The following is a 22,481-nucleotide window of genomic DNA, read 5'->3' on the forward strand; positions in this document are numbered from 1 at the left end:
ACCCACTCTCGCCGATCCGAGGCCGCTCACGCACGCGGCCGGTCAGGCGGAGAGGGCGGCCGCCGCTTTCTGGAGCGCGGTGCGCGCTCCCGTGACGGGGTCGCCGTGGCCAACGCAGGCGACCTCGGCGTCGAGGTCCGCGAGCCGGCGGAACGAGCGGAGCGTCTCGTCGCGGTCGATGTTGAACACCCCCGGCATGACCTGGCCGTTGACGTGCGCCACGGTGTCGCCGGTGAACAGCACCCCCGCATCCGGCAGGTGGAGGGCGATGCTGCCGGCGGTGTGCCCGGGGGTGGCGATCACGCGGGCTCCACCGCCGAAACCGATCAGGTCGCCGTCCTCCAGTTCGCGGTCCACGCGGCACGGCGGGACAGGGGGCAGCAGGTGAGCACCGAGGCTGCGGTGCAGTTCCCGCTCCTGGTCGGTGAAGTTCGGTGGCGGCGCGGGCGTCTCGCCCCGGATCACCGGCGCCTCCAGCCGATGAGCCATGACCGTCACCTCTCCCCACGTCACGACCGCCGCCGCGCCGCCGCTGTGGTCCTCGTGGTAGTGGGTGAGCACGACCTGCCGTACGGCGTCCGTGCGCAGCCCGAGCCGGCCGATCGCCTCGGCGATCTCGTCGCCGGACGTGGCGATGCCCGTGTCCACCAGCGTGAGCGCGCCCGCGTCGTTCCACAGGTAGGCCTGCCCGAACTCCAGCCGCAGCAGGTGCAGCCCTCGCCGGATCTCCACGATCTCCACTGCCCAGCCCTCTCTTCCGGATGACGTCAGGCGACCAGACAACCCGCTCATCGAGGTCGCCGTCCAACAATGATCGACGCCGCATTGACAACCGATCGTTGTCGCTCCAGGCTCCCGGCATGGATGCGGACATCCCAGGCATGCGTGCCTTCGTCGTGACCGCCGAGGAACTGCACTTCGGCAGGGCAGGAGCGCGGCTGTTCGTCACCCAGCAGGCGCTGTCGAGACGCATCCGCCGGTTGGAGGAGGCGCTGGGCACGCCGCTGTTCGAGCGGAGCACCCGGTCCGTCGAGCTGACAGCGGCGGGGCGGGACTTCCTGCCGATGGCGGTGGAGGCGATCGCCGCGTTCGACCGGGCCGTCGAGGCGGTCCGCGTGGCGGACGACCCGGTCCGGGTGGATGTCTACGACGAGCGGTTCACACCGCTGCGCATGGTCCGCGAGGCCAGCGAGCGCGATCCGCGGTTGCGGGTGGAGCTGAGCATGCGGCAAGGGCTGGCGGTCGCGCTCCCGGCCCTGCGCCGACGGGAGATCGACGCGGCCTTCGGGCGGGCGCGCGACCTGCCCGGGCCGTGGCCGGAGGAGCTGGCGTCCCGGCTGATCCGTCTGGAGCCGCTGGCCGCGTACGTGCCGGAGGATCATTCGCTCGCGGGAAGGAGCGAGCTGCGGCCCGCCGACCTGCGAGCGGGGGGCATCGCGATGCCCGACCCGGCGGGCGCCGCGGAGTGGCGCGGCTACCTGAGACGCCTCGCCGGCCGGTTCGGCGTCCCGTTGCGCTTCACCGCGCCCGCGATCGGCCAGCGGCATCTGGTGGAGCAGTTCCTGCGCGAGAAGAACGCCGTGGGCCTGGGCGAGATGAGCATCGACGCGGCCGGGAGCGGGCTGCGCAGGATCCCGATCGTCGAACCGACACCCCTCATGCCGTGGTCGGTGGTCTGGCACCGGCGCAACCCGCGCCCGCTGCTGCGAACGTTGCTCGGCCACCTGCGGCCCGTGTCCCCGCCCGATCCGGCCGACCGGCGGCACTGGATTCCGGAGATCGACCGGGCCCCGGTTTCACCAGGGGAGGCCGGCCTTCGATAGCGGCAAGAAGTCTTCCGCATCGGCTCGTACCGTGGCGGTACCCAACGATCCGAGGGAGTCTTTCGATGAGCATCGAGCCGTTCACCATCGCCGTCCCGCAGTCCGCCGTCGACGACCTGACCGACCGGCTGGCGAAGACCCGCTGGCCCGACGAAACGCCCGGTGCCGGGTGGAGCCGCGGCGTACCACTGGAGTTCTTGAGGGAGCTCACCACGTACTGGGCGTCGAGCTACGACTGGCGTGCCGCCGAGGCGCGGCTCAACGAGTTCGCGCAGTTCACCACCGAGATCGACGGGCAGCGGATCCACTTCCTGCACGTCCGTTCCGACCGTCCCGACGCCCTCCCGCTGGTGCTCACGCACGGATATCCGAGCTCGTTCGCCGAGTTCAGCACGCTGATCGGGCACCTGCGGCAGGACTTCCACGTGGTGGCGCCGTCGCTGCCCGGCTTCGGCTTCTCCACCCCGGTGCGCGAGCCCGGCTGGGCGATGGGCCGCACCGCCCGGGCCTGGGCCGAGCTGATGCGCCGCCTCGGCTACGACCGCTACGGCGTCCATGGCGGCGACATCGGCGCGGGTGTCTCGGGCGCCGTGGCCGGCATCGACGGCGAGCACGTCGTGGGAGTCCACGTGGTGACCGACCCGCTCACGGCGGCGAACACGGCCACCTTCCTGCCGGGCATGGCCGACCGGCTGGACCCGGCGGACCCCGCGGACAAGCCGGCGCTGGACCGGATGGCGGCCTTCCAGCGCGAGGGCAGCGGCTACCTGGCGATCCAGAACAGCCGGCCCCAGACCATCGGATATCTGCTCAACGACTCGCCGGCCGGGCAGCTCGGCTGGATCGTCGAGAAGTTCGAGGAGTGGACCGACCTGCCGTACGACCGGGACCAGCTGCTCACGATCGTGAGCCTCTACTGGTTCACCGGCTCCGGCGTCTCCGCCGCCCGTTACCTGTACGAGCAGGCACACTCGTCCGACTGGGGGGCGCCGTCCGCGGTTCCGCAAGGATTCTCGGTGTTCGGCGCCGACACCACGGTCCGGAAGCTGCTCGCCCCGCCCGCCGGCACCCACTGGGTGGAGCACGATCGGGGCGGACACTTCCCGGCCATGGAGGCGCCGCAGGTGCTGGCCTCGGATCTGCGCACCTTTTTCGAGCAGGTGAAGTGACACTGCCCGGGTGGCCTGACTGCCCTGTCGGTGTCGGGTGGCGGGCGGCCAGTGGTCGGACCGAGGCCGTGGTCGGGCGGCGCATGGAGCGGCCGCGCGCCACCGGCGACCTGTGCCTGAGCGACACGATCGGCGCCTGGGCCGGCGTCCTGACGTGGACACCACCCTCGTCCTCCGCCGGGTCAAACGATCACCTACGACCATCCGCCCGTGTGAACCGATGAGTTCGATCAGCTCGCCTAGTCTGATCGGCATGCGCAAACTCATCATCCAAGAGCTCGTCACGGTCGACGGCTACGCGGCCGGACCCGATGGAGAGCTTGACTTCTTCGAGTCCGTCACCGACTACAGCCAGGTCGACCAGGACAACCTTCAGATCATGGAGAACGTGGACACCGTCCTGCTGGGCGCCGCGACGTACCGGATGTTCGTCGAGTACTGGCCCACCGCCGACGAGACGGTCGCCAGGTCGGTGAACACCATGCCCAAGCTGGTCTTCTCCAGCACCCTCGACAAGGCGCCGTGGGGAGACTGGGAACCGGCGCGGGTGGTGCGCGGCGACGCGGCCGACAAGGTCGCCGAGCTCAAGCGCGAGCCGGGCGGCGACATCATGCTCTGGGGCAGTCTGTCGCTCGCCCGTTCGCTGATCCGGGCGGGTCTGCTGGACGAGCTCCAGCTCCGCGTGATCCCGGTGGCCGTCGGCGCCGGTCAGAGACTCTTCCCCGACGACCTGGGCCGCCTCGACCTGGAGCTCATCGAGGCCAAGCCGTACAGCTCGGGGATCACCTCGATGCGTTACCGCCCAAGGCGCGCCTGAACCACCCGGCCGGTGCGGTTCCGATGGCGGACGAGGAGGTGGCCCTCCAACGGAACCGCACCTCGCCTTCTCGCGGGACTGGCCGAGCAACAAGGAGTTGTGCTAGCGCGCCACCATAATGGGACGCCTTGCGGCGATCAAGGAGGGGCGATGCGGCTCGCGCGACGATTAAGCGCTGTTTCGGTTGCGGCGGTCCTGACCGGCCGGACCCCCGATACAGACCCCGCCCGGCGAGTTCGGCAGCCAGTTGTATTGGGACCGAGCGAATCACCTTGATGTGTTGACCACGGTGAAGGCCGAATCCCGGGGAGACCGCACCACCTGGCGCTGGCGTAGGGCGAACGCCGCCATGCGCGTGCTTGACACCTTCATGGAACGCTCACTCGATGAGATCGACGTCATCGCCGGGCTGTGGTACCTGTGACCGTCTTTCCGCATGCGGCACCGCCGCTGGTCGGCAGAGCGCCCGCGTCCATCCCCCTCACGTCGCTGCCAGGCGAGGCGGGAGGGCCGTTGCCGATCCTGCGGGCCGGCTTCAGCCCCCCAGCTCGACCAGACCGGCAGACAGGGGCGAGTGTTGAGCCCCGTCTCACTCGCCGGCTTGCCGCCAGGGGAAGGGAGCGAGGTCCGGCTCGACCCAGCCGGTCCTGGCCGGGTCGCTTGCCAGCGTCGAGGACCGATAGAAGCGGGCGAGCAGCTTCTTGTCGAGCAACGCAGGGTTCTGGTCGGCGAACGCGTCGAAGTCGGCGGTCTCCGACTGTCCGGCGTGGTGGCCCACCAGTTCGATCCAGGCCCGGCTGACGGTGGCGTTGTACTTCCGCGGTGCGCCCGCGTAGCGGGCGGTGCGCTGGATGCCGTCGCTGACCAGGTCGACCGCCGCAGTGGTGCCGTAGCGCCGGACGGCCAGCCAAGTCAGCTGGACGTGCTGGCGGTGTCCGAACCGCTCGGCGGTCGCCATCACCTCCCCCATCAACTCGGCGAACGGCGAGGACTCCTCGTCCGTGCCGTTCGCGCCGTGGCCGGAGTGCGGGCCGTGGTCGGGTGTGGTCATGACCCCTCCTTGACCAGCGCGTCCAGAACGGCGTAGAAGCCGGCGACCGCTTCGGCGGGCAGGCCCTCCAGCGCGCGGTTCTCGACGTCGGTCAGGGTCTGGGTGATGACGGCGGCCGCCGCGCGCCCGGAGTCGGTCAGTTCGATGAGCACCGAGCGGCGGTCGCCGGCGCGCGTGCCGCGGGTGATGTGACCGCGGCGTTCCAGCCGGTCCAGCACGCTGGTCAGCGTCGTGGGGCGGGCCCCGACCGCGGCCCCCAGCTGGGAGACGGTGCGGGCATGACCGTCGGCGAGGTTGGCCAGTGCGTTGATCTCGGAGGCGGTCAGGTCGAGGTCGACGAGTTCAGTGGCGATCAGGTGCAAGGTGGCGTGGGTGGCGCGCTGCAAGGCCAGCAGCGCTGACCGGCCCGATGATACGGATTCGGATTTCACGTTTTCGGATATTACGATATCGGTAGATTTGCTGCAAGACGCCAGCCGTACGGCTCGGGGATCACCTCGATGCGTCACCGCCCAAGACGCGCCTGAACCACCGGCCGGTGCGGCTCCGATGGCGGACGACGCCCCTCGCGGGACCGGTGTCAGAGCGCGCCTATGACGGCGGCGCCGGCAACGGCACCGAAACCGATCAACCCGAGGATGCACACCACCTGCACGGCCGGCCGGGAGCGGGTGAGCAGTCGTTGCACCCACATGGGTTCACCGAACGCGTTGACCGGTCGCCAGGGAGGAAGGAGCGTGGAGGCGGCCAAGGACAAGGAGAAGCCGAGGCCGTAGGCCAGGCCGAGCCACCAGGGCGCGAGCTGGAGCAGCACGAGGCCGAGGGTGACCCAGGTCAGGGAGGACACCCTGATCGTGGTCACCGCCGTCCCGGTGTCGATGCCCCACATGAACGTGCCCAGGTAAGGGCCGAACCTGTCCTCCAACGCCTTGGGCGTCTGCCTGCGAAGCGTCAGCTTGCAGACATCCCCTGCCCTGAGACTGATGATGTCGACGACGAGCATGCCCACGACGAGAATCCCCGCCGGCGCCACCCGTACGCCTTCCGGCAACCAGCCGATCCCGAACGCGGCGCCGACGAAGGTCACCAAGCCGAAAACCAGCGTGGCGGACAGCACGAATCCGGCAGCCAGCGCGGCGAGGGGACGCGCTGCGCGGTGGCGACGGATCTTGGTGGCCCCCTGGACCAGGGGGTGCGGCAGTTCCATGGCTGGTCTGAACATGCCGACGAAGGAGAGGCCTCAAGGGCTGAACAGCTGGGCGAACCCGGCCACCGCCGCCAGCAGGACCGCCCCCAGGGCTATGGCGTCAGGGGGCACGGTGACGCGGCCCTGCCTGACGGCGGTCGCCCGGCCCGGCTGCCGTGAGCACTTCCACCCCGTTCATCCTCAGATCAGTCAGCAGGCGTTTTGGTCGATCATGACGGAGCAGGTGTAGGAGGTGCCGTTCCAGCACGAGGTGCCGCCCTTCTGGCACTCTCCGCACGTGATCGGCCGGACACCGGCGATGCAGCCCCATGACCGTTTCGTCCAGCCGGATGGGCAGCAGAAGCTGCAGTTGCTCGGGCAACCGCGGCTGCAGTTGTTGTTCCTCGCCAGGTGGCAGCAGGCTTTGTGGTAGCCGTCCGCCGAGGCCTGGGAGGAGGTCGCGACGATGGTGGCGATGCCTCCCACCAAGGCGATCCCACCTTTGGAGAGGATTCCGAGCAGGCCGCGACGACGGATCGGCTCGAAGCCGGCGGACTCGTCGTGGGCGTGCTCGGCGACTGAACCGGTAAGGGGCGGGGCAGTCATCTTCACGATCACTTCACCTCCAGCGAGGACGGCCCGCCGACCTCGATCGTTCGGTTGGCGCGCAGCGACTCGAGCAGCGCGTAGAGCTGTCGGGAGGACGGAACGGTGGTCGCCCGGGTGAACCGCCCCTCCTCGACCACGATGGCCACCGGGGTCGATTGAATGCCCTGAGCGGCCGGCCAGTCCGGAGCCAGCAGGTACAGCGCGGCGGCCACGCCCAGCCAGGCCGGTAGGAGACCGATCTGCCGACGACCGAGCATGCTGCCGCCCGCGCCAAGGCATGAGCACGTGATGTTTCGGCCGGTACGGAGAGCGAGCAACCCGGCGACGGCGAACAACACTCCCAGCCCGGCGACCGATGCGACCGGCCAGGTCGCCGACGGGACCAGAACCAGGCCGGCGCCCGTGACGATCTCGGCGACGGGAACGGCGACGGCGAGCAGGCTCCCCGCTCTTCCGGCGAAACCGAGTTGCGCGAGGGTGCCCATGAACTGCCCGCGTTCCCGGAGCTTTTCGAGCCCTGCCCAGAGCAGGATCCCGGACAGCGGAAACGTCAGCAGCAATGCCGCTATCCCCGCCTCAGCCATGGAAGCGTAAAGCGACCGCGGTCAAAGAATTGTCTGTCCGGTTGCGGATGCAGAAAGCATCCGCATGGGAGCCGTCCGCCGACTTCTCGCCCATTTGGATCGTCTGCGGGGTGATGTTCATGCTCGCGCCCGCCACGCTCACGGAGCGTCCGCGCTGAGTGCCGAGCGAGCCGGAGACGGAGACGACCACCGGCGCCGCATGGTCGGGCACGCCGTGGAACTCGGCCTTCATCACCATGACAGGGTCGCCCGGCCGCAACTGCCAACCGGGAGGGAAACCGACCGGCGGGACCAGCACGGTACCGCCTGCGTCGAGCGCTACCTCGACCAGCGCACCGTCTGCTCGGGTCACCTGTCCGACCTGCGCGCCGGGGCCCGCTGATCCGATGGCCGCGCTGTCGCCCACGGCGACCACACCGGCCGCACCGGCCGCCACCGCGGCTGACTTCTTAAGAACTCCTCGTCGCGTGAACCGCCCAGGTCGCTCTGGGCCCCCTTGACGAGTGAGTACGCGATCCCCAGATGGCGTCCGTACGCGGCCAAGGCCTCAGTGGTGGGCGCGTCACACCCGCCGGGCCGGGCCCCGGCCGGCACGGCAGTTCGAACGCCATGGCGGTCTCTACACCGTGGATCCACTTCGCCGACCGAGCGTGCCGGCGATGGCCCCGCCGGACGTGTGGCGGGGCCATCGCGGTGCCACGTGCGCTGGATCGGGCCGTCTCAGCCGGCCAGGACCTGGCGGAGGGTGACGGCGAAGGCGTCCGGGTCGCCCTTCATGCCGAAGTCGCCGTCGAGGAAACCGCCGTGGTGGCTGGGGAAGGTCACGGGGGTCGTGCCCAGCCGCTCGGCGACCGCCACGCCCGCGCGGTGGGCCATCTCCCCCTCCGACTCGGCTCCGACGCCGATGACGACGCGGGTCGACGCCGCGCGCAGCGCCTCGAAGTCGTGCTCGTAGTGCGTGCAACTGATGAGGTTCTGCGCGAACAGCGCGTCGTCGCGGGAACCGTCGTCTTCCGCCGGCAGGCCGAAGTCGCCCGGGCTCGGAGCCGGCCGTCCGGCGAGGTCGGCCGGGATCTCGCCCCGCAGGCTGCTGACCGCGATGAACTTCACCATCGCCGGCCCGAAGCCCTCGCGCTCGTACGTCCGGCGGACGTCCGCGATCGCGGCCATCGCCTGCTCACGGTCCGGCAGCACCGGGGCGGCCGGCGGCTCGTGGGCCACGAGGGTGCGCACCTGCTCCGGATGCCGGGCCACCAGCGCCAGGGCGTTGACCGCCCCGCCACTGCTGGCGAAGATGTCCACCGGTCCGCCGCCGAGCGCGGTGATCAGCCGGTGCAGGTCGTCGGCGTGCTGGTCGGGCGTCGACTCGGCGGCGCCGTCGGTCCGCTCGCTGCGGCCGATGCCGCGCGGGTCGTAGGTCGCCACCGTACGGTCCCGGAAACGCTCGGCCAGGCCGGCGAACCCGGTGGCGTCCATCGGCGACCCGATCATCAGCAGGATCGGCTCGGTGCCCGCCTCGGCCTCCCGCACGTCGTAGTGCAGGATGGCGCCGGGCACCTCAAGGGTGCGGGTCTTGGGCTCGCTCACGGCTGTTCTCCGTTCCGATGTTTGCCATAGGGACCATCGGGAGCCGCGAAACTCATCGACCGACCGGCTCCTGACAGGGACGTCCGGCTTGAAGCGCTCCGCACGGACGAATCCGGGGGTTGCGAGCTTGGTTATCGCTCACTTGTTCGATCGCCATTGACTGTACCAGCCGTGGTGCGCTGCCGCAGCAGGCTCCGGTCAAGGCACGCTCAGGCGCCGGGACGATCGCGCGCCCGCTATCAGTGGCTCGCGGCGGGAACGATCGGCTCGGCGTGCGCCTCGGGCTGCGCGGCCCGGCGCGGAAGGGCCAGGGTGATCGCCGCGGCGGTCAGCGCGGCGCCGCAGCCGATGAGCATGCCGACCCGGAAGCCGCCCTCCGAGGGCACCATCGCCGACCCGAACCGGATGGTCATCTGCGACAGGACCAGGCCGATCACGGCCGCCGAGGTCGTGGTGCCGATGGACCGCATCAACGTGTTGAAGCTGTTGGCCGCCGCGGTCTCCGAACGGGGCACGACGCCCATGATGAGGGCCGGCATCGAGCCGTAGGCGAAACCGATGCCGATGCTGCAGACGCAGGTGACGACCAGCATGCCCCAGGGTGAGCCGAGCAGGACCAGGGAGGAGCCGTAGCCGAGCGCCATGATGAGGCTGCCGGTGATCAGCGTGACCTTGGGGCCGCGGGCGGCCGACAGCCGGGCGCCGACGGGTGAGACGAGCATCATCATCAGGCCCGAGGGCGCCATCCACAGGCCGGCGGCCAGCATCGACTGGCCCAGGCCGTAGCCGGTGGCCTTCGGAAGCTGCAGGATCTGCATGATGATCAGCGCCTGGGCGTACATGGCGAAGCCGACCACGATCGAGGCGAGGTTGGTGAGCAGCACCTGACGCCGGGCGGTGACCCGCAGGTCGACCAGCGGAGTGTCGTCGCGCAGCTCCCACCAGCCCCACGCGAGCAGGACGACCGGCGCGGCGCCCAGCAGGCCGAGCGTGGTGCCGCTGGTCCAGCCCCAGTCGGCCCCCTTGGACACGCCCAGCAGCAGGCACACCAGCCCGGCGCCCAGGCCGAGCGCGCCGACGACGTCGAGGCGTCCCGGGGTCCGGGCGGGCGTGGGCGGCACCAGCGTGCCGATCAGCACGGCCACCAGCACGCTGAGCGCGGCCGTGCCCCAGAACAGCACCCGCCAGCTGGCGTACTCGGCCACCCCGGCCGCGATCGGCATCCCGAGCGCGCCGCCGATGCCCATGGAGGAGCTCATCAGCGCGATGGAGGGGCCCAGCCGCTCGGGCGGCAGCAGGTCGCGCAGCGCGCTGATGCCCAGCGGGATCAGGCCCATGCCCATGCCCTGCAGGCCACGGCCCACGATCATCGGCGCGAGGGAGCCGGCCAGCGCGCAGATCACACAGCCCACGACGAGCGGCACCGAGCAGACGAGCATCATGCGGCGCTTGCCGTAGAGGTCGCCGAGCCGGCCGGTCACCGGCGTCGTGACGGCTCCGGCCAGCAGCGTGGCGGTGATCACCCAGGAGGCGTTGGACGCGCTGGTGCCCAGCAGCCGGGGCAGCTCACCGATCAGCGGCACCACCAGGGTCTGGGTGAGCGAGGCGACGATGCCGGCCACCGCCATCACGATCACGATGCCCTGAGGGCGGGAACGGGTCGCGGGCTCCCCCACGCGGAACTCCCTCGCACTCCGGACCGACACAGATGATGTGCACTCTACACATGGTGTGTGACATGCACATAATATGGGGGTTACACATCACAAGGCAGACACGCAGGCGCGCCAAGGGAGTAGGACCGGCATGGACAAGCCCACGCATCTGATCGAGTACGAGACGATGCTGCTCGGGCGTTTCCGCCACGTCGACCGCAGCGCCTACACCCTGCTCAGCCGCCTGCGGATGGAGGGCCCGATGTCCATCGGGCAGCTCAGCGACGCGTTCTGCCTGGACGTCTCCACCCTCAACCGCCAGACCACGGCCCTGCTGCGCGACGGGCTGGTCGAGCGCATCCCCGATCCCGAGGGCGGCATGGCGCGCAAGTTCCGCCTCACGTCGGCGGGTGAGCGCCATCTCGACGAGGAGCACGCCCGGAACATCCGGGGCCTGGAGAAGGTGCTGGCCGACTGGTCGCCCGAGGACGTCGCCGCCTTCGCCGCCTACCTCAAGCGGTTCAACACGGACGTGGAGCGCCTGGGCGGGCGGCCCTGGCCGCGCCCGGAACGTTCGCGGACGTCCTGAGGGGCCGGCCGCCGTTCTCGGAACGTTCGCGGACGGCCCGTGAGGCCCGGCTCCAGCCGCGTTCTAGCCGGCGTCCTCGCGGCCGCCGAGGGTGCGCAGGGTGACGTCCAGCCGGGAGGCGAGCTCCTCGACGGTCGTGCCGTAGGTCTCGGCGACCGTCACGCCGTCCGGGCCGAGGTGGAAGATCGCCCGGTCGGTGTAGAGACGGCTCACGCAGGCCAGCCCGGTCAGCGGGTACGTGCACTCCGGGACGAGTTTGGGCGTGCCGTCCCTGGCGAACAGCGTCATCATGACGAACACGTTCTTGGCGCCGATGGCCAGATCCATGGCGCCTCCCACGGCGGGGATCGCGTCGGGGGCGCCGGTGTGCCAGTTGGCCAGGTCGCCACGCTCGGACACCTGGTAGGCGCCGAGCACGCACACGTCGAGGTGGCCGCCGCGCATCATCGCGAAGGAGTCGGCGTGGTGGAAGTAGGAGGCGCCCGGCAGCTCGGTGACGGGCATCTTGCCAGCGTTGGTCAGGTCGGGGTCGATCTCGTCGCCGTGCGCGGCGGGGCCCATCCCGAGCATGCCGTTCTCGGTGTGCAGGATGACCCCGGAGCCCGCGGGGAGGTGGTCGGCGACCGTGGTCGGCTGTCCGATGCCGAGGTTGACGAACGACCCCGGCGGGATGTCGCGGGCCACGAGGGCGGCCAGCTCGTCGCGGTCGAGCGGGCCGCGGCCGGTGTGCTCGACGGTCCGGGCGTCGGGGTGCACGTCGGGGTTGGTGTCGGGGTTGAGGGAGACGGTCACGCTGAGACCTCCGCTGCGCTCAGGTCGAGGATCCGGTCAACGTAGACGCAAGGGGTGACGACGGTCTCGGGATCCAGCTCGCCGACCTCGACGACCCGGTGCACCTCGGCGATCGTCGTCGTCGCGGCGGTCGCCATGACGGGCCCGAAGTTGCGGGCGGTCTTGCGGTAGACGAGGTTGCCCATCCGGTCGCCCACGTGGGCGCGGATGAGCGCGACGTCACCCTTGATCGGATATTCCAGCACGTGGTCGCGGCCGTCGATGGTGCGCGTCTCCTTGCCCTCGGCCAGGGGCGTGCCGACGCCGGTGGGACTGTAGAAGGCGCCGATCCCGGCGCCGGCGGCGCGCATCCGCTCGGCGAGATTGCCCTGCGGCACCAGCTCCAGCTCGATCCGCCCCTCCCGGTAGAGGGAGTCGAAGACCCAGGAGTCGCTCTGCCGGGGGAACGAGCAGATCATCTTGCGCACCCGGCCGGCCGCGAGCAGCGCCGCCAGGCCGGTGTCGCCGTTGCCGGCGTTGTTGCTGACCACGGTCAGATCGGTGGCGCCCTGCCGGATCAGCGCGTCGATCAGGGTGACCGGCATGCCGGCCATGCCGAACCCGCCGATGAGGACGGTGGAGCCGTCCGCGATGCCCGCGACGGCGGCGCCTGGATCGGCGGTGACCAAGGTCATCGGATGTCCTTTGCTGGAGGCCCCGGGCTTCAGCCCTGGGGAGAAGGTCAGGAAGCGCCTGGGGAGGTCAGGAAGCGCTCACGTTCTCGAGGACGACGGCCAGGCCCTGGCCGACGCCGATGCAGATGGCGGCCACGCCCCACCGCTCACGCCGTTCGCGCAGCACGTGGGCGAGGGTGCCGAGGACTCGTCCGCCGGAGGCGCCGAGCGGGTGGCCGATGGCGATGGCGCCGCCCCTGGTGTTGACGATGTCGGGGTCGATCTTCCACGCGTCCAGGCAGACCAGCGACTGCACGGCGAACGCCTCGTTCAGCTCGACGGCCCCGACGTCGTCCCAGCCGATGCCGGCCCGGCGCAGCGCCCGGTCGGCGGCCTCGACCGGCGCGTACCCGAACAGCTGGGGCTCCAGTGCCGAGGCGCCGCGGCCCGCGACGCGGGCGATCGGGTCGGCGCCGACGCGGCTCGCGGCGGCCTCCGAGCCGAGCACGACGGCCGAGGCGCCGTCGTTGATCGGCGAGGCGTTGCCGGCCGTGATGGTGCCGCCGGGGCGGAAGACGGGCTTGAGCCCGGCGAGGATCTCCGGGGTGGTGCCGGGGCGGATGCCCTCGTCGCGCGCGAGGTCGGCGCCCTCGACCGGCACGACCAGGTCGTCGTAGAAGCCGGAGTTCCAGGCGGCGTCGGCCAGCGCGTGGGAGCGGGCCGCGAAGGCGTCCTGCCGCTCCCGGGAGATGGAGTAGGTCTCCTGCAACTGCTCGTTGGCCTCGCCCAGGGAGACCGTCCACTCCTCGGGCATCCTCGGGTTCACCAGCCGCCAGCCGAGCGTGGTCGAGACGGCGGTAGCGTCTCCGGCGGGGAAGGCGCGCGACGGCTTGGGCAGCACCCACGGGGCCCGCGTCATCGACTCCACTCCCCCGGCGACCACGATGTCGGCGTCGCCGCTCTCCACGGTCCTGGAGGCGATCATGGCCGCGTCGAGGCTCGATCCGCACAGCCGGTTGACCGTGGTGGCGGGCACGCTGACCGGCAGCCCGGCCAGCAGGACGGCCATCCGGCCGACGTTGCGGTTGTCCTCGCCCGCGCCGTTGGCGTTGCCCCAGACGACGTCGCCGATGGCGGCCGGATCCAGCTCGGGGACCTTGGCCAGGGCGCCGCGCAGGGCTGTGGCGGCCAGGTCGTCCGGACGGACCCCGGCGAGCGCGCCGTTGAACCTGCCGAACGGTGTGCGCGCCGCGGCGTAGACGAAGGCCCCACCCATGCCGTCCTCCTTCAGTGTTCGCTATGCGAACAACAGTTCCTCATACGAACTTTGTGTAGTTTACCGCTTTCCTTACCCGGCGCGACGGGCACGAGACGGGTACATCGGGGACAGCTCGCCGGGCGTGAGAGCGGTCGGCCCGAACAGCCAGTCCACGTAGTCGTAGTCGTAGACGTCGCGGTCACGGAGCACCTCGTTGCGCCACAGCCGCTCGTCCCCGTCGTGGTGCCACAGGTCTCCCCAGGCCCGTGCCGTGGTCAGCACGCGGCGGCAGTGCTCCGGGCGGACGGCGTTGTAGGCCGCCAGCGCGGCGTCCCAGTCGACGCCCGTCGGAGTCCCCGAGGCCGCCGAGCCGGTCACGCCCTGTGCGCCCACGTGCTCGGCCAGCACCCAGGCGTCCTCGATGGCCATGACCGCGCCCTGCGCGAGATACTGCAGCGGCGGATGGGCGGCGTCGCCGGTGAGGGCGATCCGGCCCCGGACCCAGTCCGCGAGCGGGTCCCGGTCGAACATCCGCCACCAGCGGTCACGCCACATCAGCGGCAGCCCGGCCCGCACCTGGGCGCAGGTGGCCTCGAAGGCTCCGTCGAGCTCGTCCGGCGTGCCCCAGTCCTCCTCGCCGGCTCGCGCCTTCGGCGACTCGAACACCGCGACCTGGTTGAACATCTCGCCGTGGCGCAGTGGGTACTGGACGAAGTGGCACCGGGGGCCGACGTAGACGACCACGTCCTTGAGGCGTACGTCGAGGTCGGCGACCCGGTCGACCGGGATGGCGCCCCGGTAGGCGACGTACGCGGAGCTGACCGGCTGGTCGTCGCTCAGGATCCGGCGGGCCACCGAGTGGAGGCCGTCGGCGGCCAGGACGACCTCCCCGAACTCCCGCCCTCCGTCGTGGACGGCTACGGCGCCGCCCTCGGCCTGCTCGTACGCGGTCACCGTGACGTCGTTGACGAGGTCCACCCCCGCCCGCTGGCAGGCGCGCAGCAGCGTGCCGTGCAGGTCGCTGCGATGGATCACCAGGTACGGGAAGCCGTAGCGCCGCTCCACGTCGTGCAGGTCGAGCCGGGTGAGGACGTCGGCGTCGACGGCGTCCTTCATGACGATGCTCTCGGGGAGCACGCCGAGCGACTTGACCTCGTCGAGCAGGCCCCAGCGGTCGAGGATGCGGGTGCAGTTGGGCGCGATCTGCAGACCGGCGCCGACCTCACCGAACTGGGAGGCCTGCTCCAGCACCCGCACCCGCAGGCCCTTGCCCGTCAGGGCGAGGGCGTTGGCCAGGCCGCCGATCCCGCCGCCGACCACCACCACGTCGACGTCGTTACCGTCTTCGGACATGTCCGGTCTTCCTTCCATCACGTCGCGCCGGGAGCTAGAGCCACCGGGGGAGTTCGGGCGCCGGCCGGTCGCCGGCGGCGGTGACACCGTCGCTCCGCCGGCCGGAGAGGTAGGCCGCGAGGCCGGCGAGGCTGCCGGTCACCGGCGTGGGGTCGCCGGCGCCGGACACGGCCCAGGCGCCGTCGTGGCCGGTGGCCGTGAGGGTGAGCGCGGGGCCGTCGCCGGCGCCGGACCGCTTGGCGGTGATGTCGTCGATCAGCGCGGCGAGGAAGCCGGCCGGGAGGGCGTCGAAGCCCACCCCGGCGTCGAGGTCGACGGCGTGCACCATGACCTCGCGGGCGCGCATCCAGGGGATCTCCCCGGCCGGGACGGTGCGGCCCTGGGCGGTGCGGACCCGCCGGGCCCACTGCGACTCGTCCAGCTCGGCCAGCCGCGCGTCCAGTACGTCGGCCGACCGCGTGGCCCAGGCGCGCAGCTCGGCCGCCGGCCGGGTGGCGCCGGCCTCGATGTCGGCGTCGCGCCGGCCCGGAGAGGAGTACATCGGCGTCTCCTCCCCGGTGCGCGCCCAGTGCGCCAGGTTGACCAGCGCGTCGGCGTTGGCGGCGACGTGGGCCAGCAGATGCCGGCCTGTCCAGCCGTCGAGCGCCGTCGGCCCGGCCAGCCGCTCGTCCGGCAGGGCCCGCAACACCCCGAAGAAGAGCTCGCTCCCCTGGGCCGTCCAGCGCAGGCCGTCGGCGCGGCTCCTGCTCGCGGCCATCAGGCCACCGGCTCGGCGACGGTCTTCGCCTCGGACCGTCCCAGCCCGGTGATCTCGGTGGTCAGGACGCTGCCCTCGGCGAGGTAGCGGGCGGGCTTGCGGGCGTGTCCCACGCCGCCGGGGGTGCCGGAGGCGATGACGTCGCCCGGGTTGAGCGTGATGATCGTGGAGACGTAGCGCACCAGGGCGACGGGATCGAACACGAGGTCCGAGGTGTCGGCCCGCTGCACCACCTCGCCGTCGACGGACCCGGTCAGGGTGAGCGACGGCCGGGTGCCGCCGGGAAGTTCGTCGGGGGTGACCAGGTAGGGACCGAACGGCGTGCTGCCCTCCCACGTCTTGCCCTGCAGCCACATCGCCGAGCGGTACTGCCAGTCGCGCATGGTGACGTCGTTGAGGACGGCGAACCCGGCGATGGCCTCGGCCGCCTCGGCCTCGCCCGCCCGCCGCACGGACGTGCCGATGACGACGGCGAGCTCGGCCTCCCAGTCGACCTGGCCGGACTCCGGCGGCAGCCGGATCTCGTCGTCGGCCCCGATGAGCGCCTCGGCGTACTTGGCGAACAGCGTCGGGTACTCCGGCAGCTCCCGTCCCATCTCCAGGATGTGGTTGCGGTAGTTGAGGCCGACACAGACGATCTTGCCGGGGCGGGGGACGACCGGCGCGTAGCCGGCGCTCTCGACCGCGCTCCCCTGCGCACGGGCGGCCCGCCCGGCCCAGTCCGGCTGGGCCAGCAGTTCGCCGACGTCGGCGAAACCGAGGTCGACCAGGGTCTCCCCCTCCACACGTACGGCCCGGGTGGCGCCGTCGGCGGTGCGGATGGTGGCGAGCTTCATGAGGTCTGTCCTTCCACGTGGGCGCGGTCGAGGCGGAGCGCCTCGAAGATCGGCCCGTCACTGAATCTGAAGAGGTCGAGGGCGCCCGAGTCGGAGTCGGACGCCGTGGCCTCGGACCTGGCCGAGAACGGCACCCACGACGGGACCACGAACAGGTCGCCGCGGGTGACCGACCAGGACGCGTCGCCGACCGTGACCCGCCCGCTGCCGTCGAAGACCTGGTACACCGAGGAGCCGACCTCGCGCAGGGGCGCGGTCTCGGCCCCGCCGCGGATCCGGTGCATCTCCACCCGGATGGTCGGGAGCACGTCGCCGCCCGTGGTGGGGTTGGTGTAGCGCACCGCCGCGTGGCCCGGCTCGACCGTCCCGGGGTGGCCCTCGGCCTCGAGTGCGAGCTGGTCCGTCAGCGCGCGGTCGGTGTCGGCCCACCGGTAGGCCAGCAGCGGGGTGCCGGGCCGGGCTCCGGGCGCGGAGACCGGGCGCAGGCCGGGGTGCCCCCAGAGCCGCTCCGACCGGGAGCGCTCGGGGGTGGTGCGCTCGGCCGCGGTGATCTCGTCACGGCCGAACTCGAAGAACTGCGCCTCGGTGACGTACTGGAACGGGATGTCCAGGCCGTCGATCCAGGCCATCGGCTTGTCGGTCGCGTTGTGGTGGGCGTGCCAGTTCCAGCCGGCCTGGGGCAGGAAGTCGCCGCGGCGCATCGGCACCGGGTCGCGGCCGACCACGGTCCACACGCCCTCGCCCTCGACGACGAACCGGAACGCGTGCTGGGTGTGCCGATGCTCCGGGGCGTCCTCGCCCGGCATCAGGTACTGGATCGCGGCCCACAGCGTCGGCGTCGCGAACGGCCGGCCGCCCAGCGCCGGGTTCGCCAGCGCGATCGCCCGCCGCTCCCCGCCGCGGCCGACGGGCACCAGGTGCCCGGCCCGGTCGGCCAGCGCGAGCAGGTTGTCCCACCGCCACAGGTGCGGGACCGCCCTGGAGCGCGGGTGCGCCGGCATCAGGTCGCCGATCTCGGTCCACAGCGGGACCAGCAGCTCCTTCTCGAAGCCGTGGTACAGCTCTTCCAGCGCCGCCGACGGCGTCGGCTGGTCCGGTGAGTCGACCACGGCGAGGCGAACCGGGGAGTTCGCGTTCTCAGTCATGTCTGGCTCCTTCGACGTGCCGTGACACGGCCTCGGCGCGGGGATGGCACGGCGGCGCACCGGCGGCGCCGTGGTGCAAGCTTGTATTCTGGGCACAGGAAAAGAACAGGAGATTCTGCTCTGAAGAATCCACCCAACTACTCCGTGCGCAGTGTCGATCATGCCCTCCAGCTCGCGGTCCTGCTCCAGGTCGAGGGCCCGTTCGGCGTGGGCGAGGCGGCGGAACGGCTCGGGGTGGCGCCCTCCACCGCGCACCGGCTGCTGGCGATGCTGGTGTACCGGGACTTCGCGATCCAGACCAGGGACCGCCGCTACGCCGCCGGGCCGGTCCTGTCGCTGGGCGCGAGCTCCCAGTCGCGCACCGCGCTGCTGCGCTCGGTCGCCATGCCGCACCTGGCCGCCCTGGTCGAGCGGGTCCGCGAGAGCGCCAACCTGGTGATCCTGGCCGGTGACCACGTACGGTTCATCGGATCGGTGGAGTGCGCGCAAGCGCTGCGGGTCGGCAACCGCGAGGGCATGGTCTTCCCCGCGCACCTGGCCTCGGGCGGCAAGGTCCTGCTCGCCGACCTGCCGCCGGAGCGCCTCGACGCGCTCTACAGCGAGGCGAAGTGGGCCGGGCGCCTCGACCAGCGCCCCAGCCTGGCGGCGCTCCGCCGCGAGCTGCGGACCGTCCGCGAGCGGGGTTTCGCCATCAACGCCGGCAGGACCGAGTCGGGCGTCACCGCCGTCGGCCGGCCCGTGCGCGGCGAGGACGGCCGGGCCCTGGCCGCGCTCTCGGTGTCACTGCCCACCGTCCGGTTCTCACGGGACCGCCTGCCGGAGCTGACCAGCGCCCTGGCCATGGCCGTCCGCGACGTCGAGGAGGAGATGCGCGGTGGCGGCGCTCACCTGCCCGGTCGGCGGTAGGTGGCGACCTTGTCGCCGCCCCCGGGGTAGGCCAGGGCGGGGAGTTGCTCCATCGGGGGACGTGCGCGACGACCCATCACAGGAGGTCCAAGCGCGTTGGTCACGGAGCTGGAAGCCCCGGAAATGACTTTTTCACGGCCGTGAACGCCTCGTCCTGAATGGAGATCCCGGAGGCCGGGAACAGCGTCGTACGCCGGTGCCGCCGGGCTTTAAGCGGGACGAAATAGCCTGGTTTACCTTTCAATCACCGGCGCGAATCCGCGGGCCGCCGGATTTCGCTCGCCGGCCCCTCTTCCGGCCGAGATCGGTACGCGGCGTCCGGCGACGACGGGAGGGCGCGCACGCCCGCTGACCTGGCGCCCAGGGCGATTCCACGAGAAAGGACAAGAGGCGGGAGCGGGGATTCGCCGGGCGAAGGACCATCGCGCACTCGTCGGCACGTCATGGTGCGGACGGCACTGGAATTCCCGGCGCGCGCCGGGGACACGGCGACCTCGGAGCGGATTCACCGGCCACTCCCCCGGTTTCCGCCGGTTCCGCGCAAGGCCACGCGCAGATGTTCGCGAAACGGGACAATTAACCCGTTCGCCGGGAGCCGGTGGTGCACGGATCGCGGCTATGCTTTGGCTTTGTGCGGTCGGTTGAGAACATGAACTCGGGAGACACCGGGCGTCCGCCGGCGAACGGCGCCGGCACGTCCGACGAGGGGCAGACGAGCAGCGGTGTGGAGCGCGCCCTTCAGGTGATCTTCGCTGTGGCCGCCGCCAAGGAGCCCGACATCGGGGTCTCGGAGCTGGCCCGATCGCTCGGCCTGAGCAAGGCCGTGGTGCACCGCGTGGTGCGCACCCTGGTCGCCGCCGACTTCTTCTCCTTCGACGAGCGCACCCGCCGCTACCGTCTCGGGCCCGGCGCGGTGAGCGTGGGCCTCGCGGCCATGGCGCAGATGGAGGTGCCGCGGATCGCGCAGCCGCACCTCGAACGCCTCGTGGCCCGCACCCGCGAGACCGCCACGCTGTCCGTCCGCTACGGCTACCAGCGGATGTACCTGACGCAGGTGCTGTCTCCGCAGGAGATCCAGATGTCGGTGCAGCTCGGCCGGCTCTATCCGCTGCACGCCGGCGGCTCGTCCAAGGCCATCCTCGCCGCGATGGAGCCCGACGAGATCCGCTCCTGCCTGGCCTCCGGGCCGCTCGACGCGCTGACCCCGATCACCATCCAGGACTCCGACCGCCTGCTCGAGGAGCTCGAGCTCACCCGGCGGCGCGGCTACGCGGTGAGCCTCGGCGAGCGTCAGCAGGGCGCGGCCTCGGTGGCCGCTCCCGTCTATGAGGCCACCGGCCGCGTCTACGGCTCCATCTCGGTCTGCGGCCCGGTCAGCCGCCTCAGCGCCGGCGAGACCGAGGAGTACGGCCGGCTCGTCAAGGAGGCCGCGGCCGAGGTGTCGCGGCAGCTCGGCTACCGGCCCGCCCAGCCGTAACCACCCCTCTCCGCACTCTCCGGGAGTCATCCGGCGACGTCGCGCGCGGCGGGGTCCGGAGTTCTACGGGTGTCGGCGGCGTCCCCTTTCACCTGTGGACATCACGTTTCGTGTCCGCTTTGTCGTTCCCTGTTATCTCCTTATAGAGTGTCATATCGGTACAAATCGGTCACTTTGCTCTCATTTGGAAAAATGGGGAGACAGAACCTTGACCCTCGCTCCAGGGCACATCTAGCATCCTCCCTACCGGTACGGCGTTCCGCTAAGCGATACAACCGTGAGTATGGAGATCTACATGCCGAGCCCTGACCTCGCCCCCGAGGGCCCCAGACCTCGCGTGTCCCGTAAGAAGTGGGCCGCTTCACCGGTGATGCTGTGGATCACCACCCCGTTGCTCCTCCTGGTGTTCCTCGGCATCTGGAAGGCCTACACCCTCCTGTTCGACGTGAGCTCGCTCATGCTGCCGCCGCCCGAGCAGGTCGGCACCGCGATGATCGAGCTGATGCAGGGCACGATGATCTACGACGCCATCCAGGTCACCCTGTACGAGACGCTCGTCGGCTTCGCGCTCGCCGCCGCCGTCGGGATCGGCCTCGGGATCGTCCTCGGCAAGGCTCGCAACCTGGAGCGGGTGCTCTCGCCGTTCCTCGTCGCCACCCAGGTGGTGCCGAAGGTGGCGATCGTGCCGCTCTTCCTGCTGTGGTTCGGGTTCGGGACGACCTCCAAGATCTTCATGGCGGCGATCATCGCGTTCTTCGTCATGATGCAGAACACCATCCTGGGGATCCGCTCGATCGACCCCGGTCACCGCGACCTCATGCGCGTCATCCAGGCCCCCTGGTGGAAGCGCGTGATCTCGCTCGACATCCCGTCCTCACTGCCGTACGTGCTCACCGGTGTCGAGCTGGGGATCGTCTTCGCGATCACCGGCGCGGTCGTCGGTGAATACCTCGGCGGCGACGAAGGGCTCGGCGCCCTCGCCACGACGATGCTCGCCAGCCTGCGCACCGACATGCTCTTCGCCGCCGTGATCGTGATGACGGTGCTCGGCTTCCTTCTCTACGCCATCACGGCGGCCATCCGGCGATTCGCGATCCCGTGGCACGAGTCGTCCGGCCGCCCCACCTCCCTCTGAGAATTTCCGAGAACCTCCGAGAACAGGACGCATCCCATGGATCGCCGCAATTTCTTCAAGACGACCGGGCTGATCGTCGGCACGCTGGCCGGGAGCCAGTTCCTCATCGGCTGCGGGTCGGACGACGCCGGCACCACGACGGCCGCCTCCTCCGGGCCCGGGGGCGCCGACCTGCGCAACCTCGTCTACATGACCCCGTTCCAGCACATCATCGCGCACTGCGATGTGTACGTGGCGGCCCATCAGGGCTTCTTCGCGGAGGAGGGCCTGCTGATCACCTCGGTCGGCGGCACCGGCACCGCCAGCCCCATCTCGCAGGTCGCCGCCAAGCAGGCGATGTTCGGCAAGGCCGCCTCCGTCATCACCTGCCCGCTCATCGCCGACCAGAACACCGAGGTGGTGACGATCGGCCAGAAGGACCAGGTCAGCCAGTACAGCGTCGCGTCGCTGCCGGACAAGCCCCTGACCCACCCCGAGCAGTGGCAGGGCAAGACCATCGGCGTCATCTCCAAGGGCGGCACCACCGAGCTGCAGCTCGACGCGATGTCGGTGGCCGCCGGGCTCGACCCGTCGAAGGTGAAGAAGGTCGTGACCGGCGCCGACGTGGGCTCGCTGGAGTTCCTGCGGCGCGGCGACGTGGACGGGTTCATCACCTTCATCGGCACCGAGACCTCGTTCAAGCAGAAGAACATCGACCTGCACTACCTCAACACCGACGAGTTCGCGGTGCTGCCCGGCGACTCCTACCTCGTCACCCGGGAGACCGCGGAGAAGGAGGGCGAGGCGATCACCGGCTTCCTGCGCGCCTGCCGCAAGGCCTGGGAGTTCATGGCCGACCCCGCCAACGGCGACAAGGTGCTGGAGGCCATGGGCAAGCTCAACGAGATCGAGGTCTCCGACAAGGAGCTGGCCAAGGCCAAGGTCGCGGGCGAGGTCAAGGTGAGCACGCCGAAGAACGGCAAGTTCCTGTCGATCGACGTGGCCGCGTGGGAGAGCGCCGTCGAGCTCATGCGCAAGTCGGGGATCATGAAGGACAAGTCCCGGCCCGTCACCGACTTCGTGAACACGACGTTCGTCGACGCGGTCTGAGGGGTTCGTT

At 71.0% G+C, this 22,481-nt stretch carries 25 protein-coding genes; 9 read left to right on the forward strand and 16 right to left on the reverse strand.

Features of this window, described 5'->3' with window-relative positions; genetic code table 11:
• Positions 1 to 42 precede the first annotated feature (42 nt).
• Positions 43 to 741 (reverse strand): MBL fold metallo-hydrolase, encoded by a 699-nt coding sequence (locus IEY82_RS19640; protein WP_189125606.1) that lies wholly within the window; start codon positions 739 to 741, stop codon positions 43 to 45.
• Positions 742 to 860: 119 nt separating this feature from the next.
• Here IEY82_RS19640 and IEY82_RS19645 point away from each other — a divergent pair, with 119 nt between their 5' ends.
• The 4 genes from IEY82_RS19645 (at position 861) to IEY82_RS19660 (ending at position 4,233) form a co-directional block, all read left to right on the forward strand.
• Positions 861 to 1,823, forward strand: coding sequence for a LysR family transcriptional regulator (locus IEY82_RS19645; protein WP_189125607.1), 963 nt, complete (start codon positions 861 to 863; stop codon positions 1,821 to 1,823).
• A gap of 65 nt (positions 1,824 to 1,888) precedes the next feature.
• A complete protein-coding gene (locus IEY82_RS19650; protein ID WP_189125608.1) occupies positions 1,889 to 2,992 on the forward strand; it encodes an epoxide hydrolase family protein in 1,104 nt (367 codons plus the stop codon).
• Positions 2,993 to 3,245: 253 nt separating this feature from the next.
• Entirely contained in the window at positions 3,246 to 3,809 is a 564-nt protein-coding gene (locus IEY82_RS19655; protein WP_189125609.1) for a dihydrofolate reductase family protein, read from the forward strand.
• Positions 3,810 to 4,089: 280 nt separating this feature from the next.
• Positions 4,090 to 4,233, forward strand: coding sequence for a hypothetical protein (locus tag IEY82_RS19660; protein ID WP_189125610.1), 144 nt, complete (start codon positions 4,090 to 4,092; stop codon positions 4,231 to 4,233).
• A 165-nt stretch (positions 4,234 to 4,398) separates the two neighbouring features.
• Here the strand turns inward: IEY82_RS19660 and IEY82_RS19665 are convergent, their stop codons facing one another.
• From IEY82_RS19665 to IEY82_RS19700, 8 genes are all read right to left on the reverse strand, one after another.
• Positions 4,399 to 4,860 carry a hypothetical protein gene (locus IEY82_RS19665; protein ID WP_225263366.1) on the reverse strand — a complete coding sequence of 154 codons (462 nt, stop codon included), beginning with the start codon at positions 4,858 to 4,860 and terminating at the stop codon, positions 4,399 to 4,401.
• A complete protein-coding gene (locus tag IEY82_RS19670; protein WP_189125611.1) occupies positions 4,857 to 5,291 on the reverse strand; it encodes a MarR family winged helix-turn-helix transcriptional regulator in 435 nt (144 codons plus the stop codon). Before IEY82_RS19670 ends, IEY82_RS19665 begins: the two co-directional genes overlap by 4 nt.
• A gap of 149 nt (positions 5,292 to 5,440) precedes the next feature.
• The gene (locus tag IEY82_RS19675; protein WP_189125612.1) at positions 5,441 to 6,082 is read right to left on the reverse strand and encodes a hypothetical protein; all 642 of its coding nucleotides are present in this window, start codon (positions 6,080 to 6,082) and stop codon (positions 5,441 to 5,443) included.
• Positions 6,083 to 6,256: 174 nt separating this feature from the next.
• On the reverse strand, positions 6,257 to 6,664 hold the full coding sequence (locus IEY82_RS19680) for a hypothetical protein (protein WP_225263367.1): 408 nt from the start codon (positions 6,662 to 6,664) through the stop codon (positions 6,257 to 6,259).
• Positions 6,661 to 7,215 carry a MauE/DoxX family redox-associated membrane protein gene (locus IEY82_RS19685; RefSeq protein WP_229697612.1) on the reverse strand — a complete coding sequence of 185 codons (555 nt, stop codon included), beginning with the start codon at positions 7,213 to 7,215 and terminating at the stop codon, positions 6,661 to 6,663. The genes IEY82_RS19680 and IEY82_RS19685 overlap by 4 nt, the downstream gene beginning before the upstream one ends.
• A gap of 16 nt (positions 7,216 to 7,231) precedes the next feature.
• Positions 7,232 to 7,675 carry a hypothetical protein gene (locus IEY82_RS19690; protein WP_189125614.1) on the reverse strand — a complete coding sequence of 148 codons (444 nt, stop codon included), beginning with the start codon at positions 7,673 to 7,675 and terminating at the stop codon, positions 7,232 to 7,234.
• Between the two features lie 284 nt (positions 7,676 to 7,959).
• Entirely contained in the window at positions 7,960 to 8,826 is an 867-nt protein-coding gene (locus IEY82_RS19695; RefSeq protein ID WP_189125615.1) for an alpha/beta fold hydrolase, read from the reverse strand.
• Positions 8,827 to 9,065: 239 nt separating this feature from the next.
• Positions 9,066 to 10,502: an MFS transporter gene (locus IEY82_RS19700; protein ID WP_225263368.1), complete on the reverse strand. Its 1,437-nt coding sequence runs from the start codon at positions 10,500 to 10,502 to the stop codon at positions 9,066 to 9,068.
• A 130-nt stretch (positions 10,503 to 10,632) separates the two neighbouring features.
• Here IEY82_RS19700 and IEY82_RS19705 point away from each other — a divergent pair, with 130 nt between their 5' ends.
• A complete protein-coding gene (locus IEY82_RS19705) occupies positions 10,633 to 11,070 on the forward strand; it encodes a MarR family winged helix-turn-helix transcriptional regulator (protein WP_189125616.1) in 438 nt (145 codons plus the stop codon).
• A gap of 63 nt (positions 11,071 to 11,133) precedes the next feature.
• On the opposite strand, the gene IEY82_RS19710 is transcribed toward IEY82_RS19705, so the two are convergent.
• The 7 genes from IEY82_RS19710 to IEY82_RS19740 form a co-directional block, all read right to left on the reverse strand.
• Positions 11,134 to 11,862, reverse strand: a complete 729-nt coding sequence (locus tag IEY82_RS19710) for a 3-oxoacid CoA-transferase subunit B (protein ID WP_308015989.1) — start codon at positions 11,860 to 11,862, stop codon at positions 11,134 to 11,136.
• Positions 11,859 to 12,536, reverse strand: coding sequence for a 3-oxoacid CoA-transferase subunit A (locus IEY82_RS19715; RefSeq protein WP_189125617.1), 678 nt, complete (start codon positions 12,534 to 12,536; stop codon positions 11,859 to 11,861). The genes IEY82_RS19710 and IEY82_RS19715 overlap by 4 nt, the downstream gene beginning before the upstream one ends.
• Positions 12,537 to 12,603: 67 nt before the next feature.
• Positions 12,604 to 13,791: a thiolase family protein gene (locus IEY82_RS19720; protein WP_189125618.1), complete on the reverse strand. Its 1,188-nt coding sequence runs from the start codon at positions 13,789 to 13,791 to the stop codon at positions 12,604 to 12,606.
• Between the two features lie 72 nt (positions 13,792 to 13,863).
• Complete coding sequence (locus IEY82_RS19725; protein WP_189125619.1) at positions 13,864 to 15,126, reverse strand: FAD-dependent monooxygenase; 1,263 nt, start codon at positions 15,124 to 15,126, stop codon at positions 13,864 to 13,866.
• A 34-nt stretch (positions 15,127 to 15,160) separates the two neighbouring features.
• On the reverse strand, positions 15,161 to 15,883 hold the full coding sequence (locus IEY82_RS19730) for a maleylpyruvate isomerase family mycothiol-dependent enzyme (RefSeq protein WP_189125620.1): 723 nt from the start codon (positions 15,881 to 15,883) through the stop codon (positions 15,161 to 15,163).
• Positions 15,883 to 16,719 carry a fumarylacetoacetate hydrolase family protein gene (locus IEY82_RS19735; protein WP_189125621.1) on the reverse strand — a complete coding sequence of 279 codons (837 nt, stop codon included), beginning with the start codon at positions 16,717 to 16,719 and terminating at the stop codon, positions 15,883 to 15,885. The genes IEY82_RS19730 and IEY82_RS19735 overlap by 1 nt, the downstream gene beginning before the upstream one ends.
• Entirely contained in the window at positions 16,716 to 17,864 is a 1,149-nt protein-coding gene (locus IEY82_RS19740; protein ID WP_189125622.1) for a cupin domain-containing protein, read from the reverse strand. The genes IEY82_RS19735 and IEY82_RS19740 overlap by 4 nt, the downstream gene beginning before the upstream one ends.
• Positions 17,865 to 18,008: 144 nt before the next feature.
• On the opposite strand from IEY82_RS19740, the gene IEY82_RS19745 reads away from it, so the two are divergent.
• The 4 genes from IEY82_RS19745 (at position 18,009) to IEY82_RS19760 (ending at position 22,471) form a co-directional block, all read left to right on the forward strand.
• Positions 18,009 to 18,770, forward strand: coding sequence for an IclR family transcriptional regulator (locus IEY82_RS19745; protein ID WP_225263371.1), 762 nt, complete (start codon positions 18,009 to 18,011; stop codon positions 18,768 to 18,770).
• A 649-nt stretch (positions 18,771 to 19,419) separates the two neighbouring features.
• Positions 19,420 to 20,247 carry an IclR family transcriptional regulator gene (locus tag IEY82_RS19750; RefSeq protein WP_225263373.1) on the forward strand — a complete coding sequence of 276 codons (828 nt, stop codon included), beginning with the start codon at positions 19,420 to 19,422 and terminating at the stop codon, positions 20,245 to 20,247.
• Positions 20,248 to 20,542: 295 nt separating this feature from the next.
• Positions 20,543 to 21,382 (forward strand): ABC transporter permease, encoded by an 840-nt coding sequence (locus IEY82_RS19755; RefSeq protein ID WP_225263374.1) that lies wholly within the window; start codon positions 20,543 to 20,545, stop codon positions 21,380 to 21,382.
• 36 nt (positions 21,383 to 21,418) lie between these two features.
• On the forward strand, positions 21,419 to 22,471 hold the full coding sequence (locus tag IEY82_RS19760) for an ABC transporter substrate-binding protein (protein ID WP_189125624.1): 1,053 nt from the start codon (positions 21,419 to 21,421) through the stop codon (positions 22,469 to 22,471).
• Positions 22,472 to 22,481 lie beyond the last annotated feature (10 nt).

Source organism: Nonomuraea cavernae (assembly GCF_014646355.1).
In the GTDB taxonomy this organism is placed as follows: domain Bacteria; phylum Actinomycetota; class Actinomycetes; order Streptosporangiales; family Streptosporangiaceae; genus Nonomuraea; species Nonomuraea cavernae.